The sequence below is a fragment of the Lacinutrix mariniflava genome, from assembly GCF_001418015.1.
GTDB classification, from domain to species: Bacteria; Bacteroidota; Bacteroidia; order Flavobacteriales; family Flavobacteriaceae; genus Lacinutrix; species Lacinutrix mariniflava.
Map to the genome: position 1 here is coordinate 214,061 of NZ_LIQG01000027.1, position 12,417 is coordinate 226,477.

14 protein-coding genes and 1 pseudogene are annotated in these 12,417 nt (G+C 32.4%); 3 read left to right on the top strand and 12 right to left on the bottom strand.

All coding sequences use genetic code 11. The annotated features are described in order from the left end of the window. Positions 1–7 precede the first annotated feature (7 nt). From ASC44_RS13430 to tssD, 3 genes are read right to left on the bottom strand one after another with little or no spacing between them, the layout of a single operon-like run. Positions 8–736, bottom strand: coding sequence for a DKNYY domain-containing protein (locus ASC44_RS13430; RefSeq protein ID WP_055448135.1), 729 nt, complete (start codon positions 734–736; stop codon positions 8–10). Next, positions 712–1,905: a hypothetical protein gene (locus ASC44_RS13435; RefSeq protein ID WP_055448136.1), complete on the bottom strand. Its 1,194-nt coding sequence runs from the start codon at positions 1,903–1,905 to the stop codon at positions 712–714. The genes ASC44_RS13430 and ASC44_RS13435 overlap by 25 nt, the downstream gene beginning before the upstream one ends. A gap of 2 nt (positions 1,906–1,907) precedes the next feature. Then, positions 1,908–2,597 carry a type VI secretion system tube protein TssD gene (gene tssD, locus ASC44_RS13440; RefSeq protein ID WP_055448137.1) on the bottom strand — a complete coding sequence of 230 codons (690 nt, stop codon included), beginning with the start codon at positions 2,595–2,597 and terminating at the stop codon, positions 1,908–1,910. 388 nt (positions 2,598–2,985) lie between these two features. Here tssD and ASC44_RS13445 point away from each other — a divergent pair, with 388 nt between their 5' ends. Genes ASC44_RS13445 through ASC44_RS13455 form a run of 3 tightly spaced genes read left to right on the top strand, consistent with a single transcriptional unit; the run spans position 2,986 to position 4,768 of the window. Further along, positions 2,986–4,293, top strand: a complete 1,308-nt coding sequence (locus tag ASC44_RS13445; RefSeq protein ID WP_055448138.1) for a DEAD/DEAH box helicase — start codon at positions 2,986–2,988, stop codon at positions 4,291–4,293. Between the two features lies 1 nt (position 4,294). After that, complete coding sequence (locus ASC44_RS13450) at positions 4,295–4,504, top strand: DUF6500 family protein (protein ID WP_055448246.1); 210 nt, start codon at positions 4,295–4,297, stop codon at positions 4,502–4,504. Between the two features lie 36 nt (positions 4,505–4,540). Next, positions 4,541–4,768: a VF530 family protein gene (locus ASC44_RS13455; protein WP_055448139.1), complete on the top strand. Its 228-nt coding sequence runs from the start codon at positions 4,541–4,543 to the stop codon at positions 4,766–4,768. Positions 4,769–4,835: 67 nt separating this feature from the next. Here ASC44_RS13455 and ASC44_RS13460 read toward each other — a convergent pair whose 3' ends face one another. From ASC44_RS13460 to trpD, 9 genes and pseudogenes are all read right to left on the bottom strand, one after another. After that, positions 4,836–5,501, bottom strand: coding sequence for a hypothetical protein (locus ASC44_RS13460; RefSeq protein ID WP_055448140.1), 666 nt, complete (start codon positions 5,499–5,501; stop codon positions 4,836–4,838). 226 nt (positions 5,502–5,727) lie between these two features. Further along, a pseudogene (locus tag ASC44_RS13465) lies at positions 5,728–6,095 on the bottom strand (tRNA (cytidine(34)-2'-O)-methyltransferase); the annotation flags it as partial. A gap of 105 nt (positions 6,096–6,200) precedes the next feature. After that, entirely contained in the window at positions 6,201–6,593 is a 393-nt protein-coding gene (locus ASC44_RS13470) for a DUF805 domain-containing protein (RefSeq protein ID WP_055448141.1), read from the bottom strand. A 63-nt stretch (positions 6,594–6,656) separates the two neighbouring features. Next, the gene (locus ASC44_RS13475; protein WP_055448142.1) at positions 6,657–7,118 is read right to left on the bottom strand and encodes a GNAT family N-acetyltransferase; all 462 of its coding nucleotides are present in this window, start codon (positions 7,116–7,118) and stop codon (positions 6,657–6,659) included. Between the two features lie 8 nt (positions 7,119–7,126). After that, entirely contained in the window at positions 7,127–7,891 is a 765-nt protein-coding gene (gene trpA / locus ASC44_RS13480; RefSeq protein WP_055448247.1) for a tryptophan synthase subunit alpha, read from the bottom strand. Positions 7,892–8,272: 381 nt separating this feature from the next. After that, the gene (trpB, locus tag ASC44_RS13485; RefSeq protein WP_055448143.1) at positions 8,273–9,454 is read right to left on the bottom strand and encodes a tryptophan synthase subunit beta; all 1,182 of its coding nucleotides are present in this window, start codon (positions 9,452–9,454) and stop codon (positions 8,273–8,275) included. 75 nt (positions 9,455–9,529) lie between these two features. Then, positions 9,530–10,177, bottom strand: a complete 648-nt coding sequence (locus tag ASC44_RS13490; RefSeq protein ID WP_055448144.1) for a phosphoribosylanthranilate isomerase — start codon at positions 10,175–10,177, stop codon at positions 9,530–9,532. A gap of 315 nt (positions 10,178–10,492) precedes the next feature. After that, positions 10,493–11,284: an indole-3-glycerol phosphate synthase TrpC gene (gene trpC / locus ASC44_RS13495; RefSeq protein WP_055448145.1), complete on the bottom strand. Its 792-nt coding sequence runs from the start codon at positions 11,282–11,284 to the stop codon at positions 10,493–10,495. Between the two features lie 89 nt (positions 11,285–11,373). Beyond that, positions 11,374–12,366, bottom strand: a complete 993-nt coding sequence (trpD, locus tag ASC44_RS13500; RefSeq protein WP_055448146.1) for an anthranilate phosphoribosyltransferase — start codon at positions 12,364–12,366, stop codon at positions 11,374–11,376. Between the last annotated feature and the right edge of the window lie 51 nt (positions 12,367–12,417).

The following is a 12,417-nucleotide window of genomic DNA, read 5'->3' on the forward strand; positions in this document are numbered from 1 at the left end:
ATCGTCATTATTTACTAAAAAAAAGATTTTGTAAAGAATCTTGAGTAGTTTTTTTTAAAGAAAGAGATTTAAGCCTATCTAAGGTGTATTTTATGTTATTGAAGTAAATAAAATTTTTGTCGTGTACTAAATTTATTATTTCTCCTTTTTTATTTGTAAAAGTACTGTTTTTGAAAGATTTGTTATCTGCATTATCGAGTGCCATTCCATTCCAATATACTTTTGAATTATCTTTAATGTAAGAATCGTTTATTATTTTATAGTTCTTATGGTTAATATCTATTTGATAAAAAGGAGGATAACTAACAGGATGATCTCTGTAAACATAAACTGAATTTCTATCTGTGAAATATATGTTTGAGGTTTTTATTTTATTAAATGATTTTATATCTACAATATCTTTAATAAAAGCTATTGAATCATTTAGTGTGCCAATATAATCCAAAAACGCAAAATGTAACTTTTCGCATTTTGTTATTTCACCACTTAAAGGACTAGGATTATTTTCTTGCTTTATTCTCAAGTAAATATTTGATACAGAGTCTTTAAATAATAAGTTTTTTACTACTTCTGTATAAAGTGATGGGTCATTTTTACATTTAGTAGAGTCTTGAGGTATTTGCTTATTGGGATTAATTTCTTTCTTAATTATAGACTTCTCTTTTGTAATACAACTGATAAAAAAAAGAGATATTAGAAGTAAAGATACAATTAGCTTTTTCTTTGAATTTTCCATAATAAGATATTTTTTGCGTGCTTATTTTTATTTTTCCAAAAGGCCTGAGCTAATATAAGAAACGTTTCATCTAATTTTGAAAAAGGAATGTTTCTTGAGCTAGATCCTCTATCAACGTAACCTTGATCAAGAATGCTAAATGTAGGATTTTTAGGGTTCATCATATTAATTACTAATAACATTACGTGATATTCTCCGTGCATAGAGAAATAATAAAGATGATATCCTTTTCTATTATTAATTTCGGAATTGATTCTTTTGGCTAGACTTGACTGAAATTGAGTTGGCTTATCATTAGTATTATAATTATTTGTTTTTATTTCAATATTACTTTTTATATATCCCAAATTTTTAATTACTAATGCTCTGGAAGTTGAGCTCATAAGCCTAATTCCATTTCCGCCTTGTGAAATGTAATTTGGTTCTGTATAGAAATTTTTATCGTCTTTTAATATTGCTCCTAATCCTCTATCTGCGGTGTTTATACAATAACCGTTACCAATCACATTGCCTGTTTTGTTAAACGCTTGTGCTTTTTTATTTTCCTCTATAAGTAAAGATATTTCTTCTTCTCGAAAAACATCTTTATCAAATGTTAAAAACTCCACCTTAAAACAGCCACAAAACAAATTCTCATATTCGCCTATAAAAGTATCTTCATCATCATTAGCTATAAACCTTAAATAAAAATCAATACTTTTTTCTTCTTCTGTTATCTCTATTTCTACATCGATTTCCGTACCAAGTTTAACAAGTAGCTTATTGCTAAATTCTGGTTCAGTTTTTAATTTTAGTTTTGCAGTAGCGCCTTCAACCTTAACAAATTTATCCTTTTCTAAAGATAATTCTACTTCCAAATAACCATTGTCATCTTGAAACATTGAATCTTCGGTTACTTGCTCAACGTCAAATGGGATAATGAATTTTTTTAATTCAATAGGTAGTGTGAAAATAGATGTTTGCTTTTTTATATGTGAAGTCTGTGATAATAAATCTACATATACATGCTTATCATTTTTATCTTTTTCTAAAGGTAAATCGTGGTCTACTATTTCGTAGCCTTTGGTGTCTCTTAATTTTACATAAGGTATAAACTCATCTAATTCAATACCTTCTCCTGAGTAAGAGTTGCTAGCGTTATCTGTTTGTTTTATAGTTATAGTTCCCATAATTAATTGCCTTTACTTATAGATTTTAATGCTATTTTTAAATAGTCAGATGTTATATCGTATTCATTTAATATGATGTCTTCCACTATCTGTCCTTCATATTCAAAAGCACCATCAGTAGTACCCAAATCAATATCTACTTGTTTGCCAGTCATGTTTTCAGTTTTTATTACTAAAAATACATCTTGTCCTTTTCTTACTTTAGTAATTCTTTCGCCTTCTTGGTCTTCAAAATAAGATTCTAAAATTTGTTCCTCTTCCTCTTCTCGAGTAGTCTCTTCAATCTCTACAAAAGGATTGCTAGGATTCCATGGTTCTTGATGTGTTACACCTTTTGTTTTCATAATTCCCCAACCAATAGCAATATTCATGTGCAATGGTAAGGTGTCTATAGCATTAAAAGATTCAGATAAATCAAGAATTTGTGCATTAGCAAACTCCATTTTAAAAAGCGTGCTAATGCCATCTCGTTTATAGAATACTATTTCTCCTTGGCATTTATGAGTAGGAGAGAACATGCTTTCGTAAAAGAAGCTATCGTCTTTAGTCGATTCTATTGCAAATTCTAATTTATGGCCAAGCGGTCTAGAGCTTGGTCTGCCATTAACGTCTGCTATACGAGAATAGGCTTGCTTTGCGTTAAGGATGTTCCTAACTTCGTCATTAATAAATAGTTTTGCTAAAAAACTCATGGTTGTTATATTTTTTACTAAGCTACTAATGTACAAAAAAGGATTAATAAAATCCGATGAAATACATGCAAAACACAAACATTCATTATTGCATAGGATTATAAAAGAGTTGTGGTTATATTAGATTCTATTACACGGTTTAATTTATGAGCAAGAAACCTTGCATTGTTTCTATCATTAATAAATAGGTTTGCGATAAAAGCGCATGGTAATTCTATTTTTTACACTAAACAATTATAGAAAAAAACGAATAACTATATTTCATGAAGAGCGTAAAAGCACAAACATTCCTTAATTAATATAGTAAAGCATAAAATAGCAGTACCTTTGCAGCAAAATAAAGAAGTGACCTACAATTAAGATAGCGTTTGCTTCATAAACACTATTTATGTCATTCAAATTATTAGGGCTTTCTGAGCCAATATTAAAAGCAATTAGTAAAAAAGGTTACGATACACCTTCACCTATTCAAGCAAAAGCGATACCTCCAGTTTTAGATGGTTACGATGTTTTAGCTTCTGCACAAACAGGAACAGGAAAAACAGCAGGTTTTACATTACCTATGCTGCATATATTAAGCGAAAACCCAAAAGAGAAATTTAGACCAATTCGTGCTTTGGTATTAACACCAACACGAGAGTTAGCAGCACAAGTGTATGCTAATGTTAGAGAATATAGCGAATTTTTAGATTTACGCAGTGCAGTTATTTTTGGAGGAGTTAACCAAAAACCACAAGTAACTACTATAAAAAGAGGAGTAGATGTTTTGGTAGCAACACCAGGACGTTTGTTAGATTTATGTAGTCAAGGCGCAATTTCTTTAAAGCGTGTAGAAATATTTGTTTTAGACGAAGCAGATAGAATGTTAGATATGGGTTTTTTACGCGATATAGAACGCGTAATGAAACTTATGCCAGATAAAAGACAAAACTTAATGTTCTCGGCAACGTTCTCTAAAGATATTAAGAAGCTTGCTTTTAGTATTCTTAACAATCCAGTGCAAGTAGAAGCAACTCCGGAAAATACAGCTGTAGAAGCGATTACACAAAAAGTATATCGCGTTGCAAAAGCCCATAAAACAGGCTTAATAATTAAACTTATTTCCGATGGAAATTGGAAGCAAGTATTAGTATTTACGCGTACTAAGCATGGTGCCAATAACCTAACCAAAAAATTGATTGGTTCTGGAATTTCAGCAGCAGCTATTCATGGAAATAAAAGTCAAGGTGCAAGAACTAAAGCTTTAAAAGGTTTTAAAGATGGAACTGTTCGTGTTATGGTTGCTACAGATATTGCAGCTCGTGGATTAGATATTCCATTATTACCACACGTTATCAATTTCGAAATTCCAAACATCTCTGAAGATTACGTACACAGAATTGGTAGAACAGGAAGAGCAGGAGCTAAAGGAGAAGCAATATCTTTAGTAAGTGCGGACGAAACTTCTTTTTTAAGAGATATACAAAAATTGATTGGTGAAAAATTACCAGTTGAAATTATGGAAGGTTTCGAGCCAGATCCTAATGCATCAACAGCACCAATAAAACCTGGTCAAAACAGACAACCTAGAAATAGCAAGCCTAAAGCAAAAGGTTCTGGAGATAAAGCGAAAGGTAACTCTGGAAATGGAGGCGGGAGAAACCGTAGCAAAAGCAAGAGCGGAGGTTCTAGTAATGATAGACGCTCAAGAAGTTAAGATGACTCAAGAGCTAAAAGATAAGATAATAGAAGTTTGCGATAAAAAAATTGCACAAAAAGGAAATGCCGTTGGTCTTTCCTTTTATGCGTTTTTTAAAAACAAAAATGATAATCCTAAGTTATTAATGGAAGCAGCTATTTGGTGGATTGAAACACACCAATTAGATCATTTTGAAAAAGCTGTGAAAATTAAAAATATGATACAGTAGATTTTTGTTCACTGATTTATATAAAATTTAAACCACATGGAAACTCAAAAAAACAATCCACTTCATGGCATTAAACTAGAGCAAATTGTAACCGATTTACAAGCGCACTATGGGTGGGAATATATGGGTTATAACATAAAAATTAAATGTTTTACAGATAATCCTACAATAAAATCGAGCTTAAAGTTTTTAAGGCGTATGCCTTGGGCTAGAACTAAGGTCGAGAATATGTATTTAGAATATTTAAAGAAACAACAGAAATAAAAAAATGCCTTAGAATTTATCTAAGGCATTTTTTGTTTTAGTATAAATATTATTAACGTAGTCATTTCTAATCTTCGTCCTCTTCCTCGAACTCAATTACTTTTACATCGTACTCTGCTTCTGTAAACTCATCACGACTTATCCAGTATTCTGAAGTTGTTAATGTGTAAGAAGTGTCTCCTGTAGATTTTAAATCCCAGATAATACTTTCGGCCTCATCAAAAGCTTCCTTGCCGTCTAGTGCGTCATGAAACAAGCGTTTAATAACATTACTCTTGGCTAATGTTGCATTTAAAACTTTTAAAACAACGTCTTTAGAGACGTCTTTGTTTGGTGTTATTTCGAATTCCACAACAGTTGCTTTAGCATTAGGGAAAGTGCCGTTAAAAGCTTTGTATAACAACTGGTTTATGTTGAATAGCTCATGATGTAAAGAGATATCTGCGTATTCTTCAGAAATTTTATCCAAGAGCATTTCATGCGAAATCTGTTCTATTTGATTTTCGTTGAGCGTATTCGATAATTTATAGTCTAAAATAATGGCAGCTGCTTCTTCAGGTTCAAAATCTGAAATGGCCATAAATAACAATTCTAAGAGTTCTTTTTCAGAAGTGTTTTCTCCAGAATCTTCAAATCCAAACTTATCGAGTAATTGTAAATAGTCTGCTTTAGACCATGCATTTTCAAGTGAGTCAACAGCTTTTACGCTGTTTATCATTATGTGGTATTTCATGGTATTAATTTTATAAAAAGTTAATACAAATTGAGTGATTTACTGTAAAATTTTGGTTAAATAAAACATAAATTATTTAATGCCTTTTTAGCTTGTCTTCAATTAAATTTAAGAACCAAAGGTCTAAAGAATACTACTTTAAACTCCTTAATTGTCTTAAGCCTTCGTAAGCAACAATGCTTACAGCATTCGCTAAGTTTAAACTACGCACATGCTCGCTATAAAGAGGGATTTTAAATAATTTATCCGAATGTTTTTCGGTTAATGCTTTCGGAAGACCTTTAGATTCTTTACCAAAAATTAAAAACAAATCGTCTTCAAATTCAATATCCCAATGGTCTTTTGTACCATGACTAGACAAAAACACCATTTTCTTTTTTCGTTTTTACTGAAGAAATCATCAGTACTATCATAGTAATGCAAGTTGAGGTGTTGCCAATAGTCTAGACCAGCACGTTTTAATCTTGCGTCTGTAATTTCGAATCCATACGGTTTTACTAAGTGTAAGTTTGATCCAGAAGCCAAAGCTAACCTGCCAATGTTTCCAGTGTTGTTTGGTATTTCTGGTTCTATTAATACAATGTTAAGTGCCATTTTGTTTAGATAATTAAATAAAATTTATTGTCTAATATAAAGAAACCTACTCGGTAAAAGTAGGTTTCTATTTGTGCTAATTGAAAATTAGATTAAAAATTGAGTTTACTCAATTTTACTTATATTTTCATTAGAGTTTATATTGTTGTTTTCGTTAGCTTTTGGGTCTTCACCATATTGGTTTGGTCCTCTATCTCCTTCAGTTACTGCTAAAATAAAACTGTAAAGAGGGATAAGTTGATACCATCCACTTTTTCCAACATCATGCATTCTTCTTGTATTAACAGCTATTGCAGGAACAAGTGTTGCAAAAATATAGATGTAAATAATAGCAATTAACGCAGGAGCATCTACTGCATAAGCTACTAAGCCTAATAGTATTAAACCTCCATAGACAAATATCAAGTGAAAAAGCGCGAACATCCAGTATTCTTTACGTCTAGCTCTTCCTTCAAAATTTGCATAATTATCTTTAATTACTTTTAAAAACCATTTCATAAATTTAAATTTTAGTTGATTAGTGCCACAATATATAGAAATAAAAAAGAATAGAAATAGATATTATAATTTCATTTTCATTTCAATCATATGGCTTTTAAAACCATTATTTTGATAAGCTTTAATGGCCGATGCGTTTTCACTGTACACTTCTAAACGAGCTTCGGAAATACCTTTAGAAATAGACCATTTTTTAAGTTGTGCTATTGTGTCTTGAATAATACCTTGGCCTCTAAATTCTGGGTTTACATACATAAATCCCATATAAGAATATTCAGTATTTTTATGATACTGTTTTGCTTGTATTATTTTAGCATAACCACAGGTTATAATTACATTATTAAGGCTGCCAACAATTAACTCTGCTTTACTAGATGTTATTAAGTAGTCTAAATCGTAGTAGGTGCAATCGTCTTTTAAATTAGAATCGAAAGGACGCTCGTAAGCAATTAACTCTTGTTCGAAACCTAAAAGTATTGGTATGTCTTCTAAGGTTGCTGCTCTGTATGTAATGTTGTCCTTCATAATCAAGTCTATTTTAAAATGGTATCTACAAACGATTTTATGTTTTCTGTTCCGTTTTTAGATAAGTGTTTAATAAAAGCACTGCCTATAATAGAACCTTTTGCATATTCGGTTGCTTGTGTAAATGTTTTGTGATCTGAAATTCCGAAACCTACAATTTGTGGGTTTTTTAAATTCATGTCTGCAATACGTTTAAAGTATGCCGTTTGTTCTTCTCCAAAACCAGAATTACTACCTGTAACGCTTGCGCTACTTACCATATAAATAAAGCCGTTAGAAATAGAATCTATAAAATGAATACGTTCTACACTTGTTTGCGGTGTAATTAGAAACACGTTAATTAGTCCATATTTTTCGAAAGTAGCTTTGTATTGGTCATTATAAACATCTACTGGTAAGTCTGGAATAATTAAACCATCGATACCAATCTCTTGACATTTTTTACAGAAAGCTTCTACACCATATTGAAGCATTGGATTAAAATAACCCATTAGAATTAACGGAATAGAGACTGTTTTACGAATGTCTTTTAATTGATTAAAAAGAACATCGGTTGTCATTCCGTTTTTTAGAGCTTGTGTTGAGCTTGCTTGTATTGTAGGACCATCGGCTAAAGGATCGCTAAATGGTAAGCCTATTTCTATCATATCTGTTCCGTTTTTTTCAAGGTTTTCTATAATAGAAACGGTGTCGTTTAAATTAGGGTAACCTGCCGAAAAATATATGCTTAACAGTTTTTTGTTTTCTTTTAATTTTTGGTTTATTCTGTTCATAATTGTCATTCCTGCAAAGGCAGGGATCTATTTTTTGATTAGACATTTTTATTATGTTCATTTTGCCTTGATGCAAAATGAACCAAAAAATCACGATCAATTTGAGGAAATTCCTTCGGAACGCTCCCTTTCAAAACTACATGCTTGAAGCTGCGCTTCGCAGTTGCGTTTTTCGGTCACTATTTCTGCAGATTGATGTTTCCGATTGTATCGGAATTTAGGACATTTCTATTTATTATTTTTTTGTTTTGTCCAAGTTGTTTTTTTACTTTACTAATTCCTAATTCTTGTTTTTTGCGTTAAGGATTGAAAGGTTTGTTTGAGCTCCTCGCAGAGAGAGAGCCTTGAAAGCCTGACCTTTGTGGTAACGCCCAAATAAATTTATAGCTTGAAATAATCTATATAGTTTTGTAAATCTTTATCACCACGACCAGATAAATTGATTACGACTACATCGTCTTTTTTAAACTTTTTCTCTTTTAAAACAGCAAAGGCGTGAGAGGATTCTATGGCTGGAATAATACCTTCTAATTGGCTTAGTTCTAATCCTGCATTCATGGCTTGATCGTCTGTAATGGCTATAAATTCTGCACGTCCGGTTTTGTATAAATGTGCATGCATTGGTCCAACGCCTGGATAATCTAGACCAGCTGAAATAGAATATGGTTCTGTAATTTGTCCGTCGTCGGTTTGCATTAGTAGCGTTTTACTACCATGTATAATCCCTTCTTTACCAAGTACAGATGTTGCAGCACTTTCTCCAGTATGTACACCTTTTCCTGCAGCTTCTACCGCTATTAGTTTTACGTCTGTATTTTCTAGGTAATGATAATAGGCACCTGCGGCATTACTACCACCACCAACGCAAGCAACTACATAATCTGGAGTTGTTTTACCTTCTTTTTCTTGTAATTGCCATTGTATTTCTTCGGAAACGACTGCTTGAAAACGGGCTACCATATCTGGATAGGGATGAGGTCCTACGACACTTCCAATAATATAATGTGTGTCTACAGGATTGTTAATCCAGTCTCTTATGGCTTCGTTTGTGGCGTCTTTTAATGTGCGACTTCCAGATAATGCCGGAATAACGGTTGCGCCTAACATTTTCATTCTGGCCACGTTTGGAGCCTGACGTGCAATGTCAATTTCTCCCATGTAAACGATGCATTCCATACCCATAAGAGCACAAACGGTTGCTGTTGCTACACCGTGTTGTCCTGCACCTGTTTCGGCAATAATTCGTTTTTTGCCTAAACGCTGTGCCATTAAAATTTGGCCAATAGTATTATTGATTTTATGTGCTCCAGTATGGTTTAAATCTTCTCTTTTTAGGTAGATTTTTGTGTTGTATTTTTCGCTTAATCTTTTTGCAAAATAGAGAGGAGAAGGGCGACCGACGTAATCTTTTAATAATTGATCGAATTCTTCTTTAAAAGAAGGTTCGGCCATTATTTTTAAATAGTTTTGGCGTAACTCTTCTACATTTGGATACAGCATTTCTGGTATGTAAGCGCCACCAAATTCTCCGTAATAACCTTTGTTGTTAATGTTGTATGTCATGATTTCTCGATAAATAATGAGTTTTGTGTTGCACTTAGACTTGCTAATTGTAACGACATGATATAATTTATAGTTTTATAAATCTTCTTTTATATAATTAGCTTCGACTAATTTTTTTCGAAAATCCTTAAGTTTTGTATAGTCTTTTAATCCTGCTGCAGTTTCGAATTTACTGTTTAGGTCTAGAGTGCAACAAAGGTCAGACTCTGGTCTTTTTAAGAATAGAAGTAATGCTTCCATTTCGTTTGGACCAATACCACCACTTAGAAAAAAGGGTTTTATAGATGGGTATTTTTTAAATACATTCCAATTAAAAGTATAACCATTTCCTCCTGGTTCTTTACCTTTAGTATCGAACAAGTAGTAGTCGCAAACATCTTCAAAAGGTTCTAAAACTTTAAAATCGAATTGATTTTTTACAGAAAACACTTTTATAACTGTTAGGTCTAATGCTTTTAGTCTTTCGCATAATTCCGGCGTTTCATCTCCACCATGTAATTGTACACCTTGAAGATTGTGCTTTTCTACTTTTCCTCTTATAAAATCGAAAGTAGCGTTTACAAAAACTCCAATTTTGCTTATGTCTTCTGAAATTTCTGGAATAACGCTATTAAAATGGCGTGATGATTTTTCGTAAAAAATGAAACCCATATAATCTGGTTTAAGGTCTGCAACATCTAGGATGTTGTTTTCATTTTTCATTCCGCATACTTTTAGTTTCATAATTTTTTGTTATTCCTGCGTATGCAAGAATCTGTTTTTAGTTAATAATTATTCTTTGGATTCCTGTTTTACAGAAACAAGTTCTGCATAAATAACAGGAATGACAAATCGGTTTTTTTATATGTTCATTGTGCCTTGATGCAAAACGAACCAAAAAATCACGATCAATCTGAGGAAATTCCTGCGGAACATTCCCTTTCAAAACTTCATGCTTGAAGCTACGCTTCGCAGTTACGTTTTTTCGGTCACTATTTCTGCAAATTGATGTTTCCGACTGTGTCGGAAGTTAGGGGTTTACTTTTTACTATGTATTTGTTAAATCCTAATTCCTAATTCCTTTATAAATTGTTTTGCGCTTTCTCCAGCATTTTCTGTTTTCATAAAGTTTTCTCCTATCAAGAAACCTTTATAGCCAAAAGGTTGTAATGTTTTTATGGCTTCAATATTACTAATCCCACTTTCAGATACTTTTACAAAATCGTTTGGAATTAATGTACTTAATTGTTTACTCGTTTCTAAACTAACGTCGAATGTTTTTAAATTTCTATTATTAACACCTAACATATCTAAACTTGGCATTATAGATTTATTTAGCTCCTCTTCGTTGTGTACTTCTAAAAGCACTTCTAAATTTAAGCTTTTTGCAAATTCCGAAAACTGTTTTATTTCAGTTTTTGTTAATATTGCAGCTATTAATAAAATAACATCTGCTCCATAAGCTTTGGCTTCTAGAATTTGATAAGTGTCAATTATAAATTCTTTACGAAGTAATGGTAAGTTACAGCTTGCTCGTGCTGTTAGTAAATCGTCCAGAGCGCCTCCAAAGTATTTACCATCTGTTAAAACAGACATACCACAAACACCGGCGTCTTCGTAGCCTTTTGCAACATCGAAAACATTGAGATCGTGATTAATAACTTGTTTTGATGGAGAACGACGCTTATGTTCTGCTATAATTCCTGTTGTGCTGTTTCTTAGTTTATTGGCTAAAGAAATAGTTTCTCTTTCAAACAAAATAGATTGCTCTAATTGCTTTGTAGGAATAAGTTGCTTTCGAAGGTTTACTTCTATGCGTTTGTCGTTAGTTATTTTATCTAATATGTTCATGTTTTCCTATCTCTAACTCTTTCCAAATGAAAGAGAACTGTTATGTCTATCCATTATCTCTCCTTCCTTTTAGGAAGGTTGGGATGGGATTATTTACTCAATTCTATTAATCGTTTTAAACTTGCTTTGGCTCTACCACTTTCTAAACTTTCTTTGGCTAACAGAAAACCTTCTTGATGTGATATTTTATTTACGGTTGCAATTGCTAGTCCTGCATTGGCGCAAACAACATTGTTTTGTGCTTCTGTTCCGTTACCTTTTATAATGGATTTAAAAATTCTGGCTGCTTCTTTTACCGTCGAGCCTCCAAATATTTCTGATTGCTCTATTTGTTCTACTTTTAAATCTGAAGGACTTAACATCGTTTCAGAATTATTAGAAATAATCTTAGTTTCTCCAGTTAAAGAGATTTCGTCATACCCATCTAGCGCATGAACTATACTATAGTTTTTGTCTGTATTCTGGTATAAATAACCATACAACCTTTGTAGTTCTAGGTTAAACACACCTACCATTTGGTTTTTTGGAAATGAAGGGTTTACCATTGGTCCAAGCATATTGAAAAAGGTTTTAACACCTAGCTCTTTACGAATAGGAGCAACATGTTTCATGGCAGGATGAAATAAAGGAGCGTGTAAAACACATATTCCAGCTTGATCTATTGAATATTTTAAAAAGTCTGCTTTATTAGAAAAATGAATACCCAAAGCTTCCATAACGTTTGATGATCCAGAAGCAGATGATACACCATAATTTCCGTGTTTAGCAACTTTAACACCCGCGCCAGCAGTTACAAAAGAGGATAACGTGGAAATATTGAATGTGTCTTTTCCATCACCTCCGGTACCACATAAATCAATAGCATTAAAATCTGATAAATTTACAGGAATACATAGTTCTAAAAGTGCATCGCGAAAGCCTTGTAGCTCTTCTAGCGTTATGCTTCTCATCATGAAAACTGTTAGGAATGAAGCAATTTGACTTTGATTATATTTCCCTTCAGAAATATTGACCAATACATTTCTAGCTTCTAGACTTGAGATGTTCTCGTGATTTATTAATCTGTTTAGTATTTGTTTCATGCTTTCTAAGTGTCAGTTCAAGTGATTTTTGTTTTTATAGGAATTGCGTCG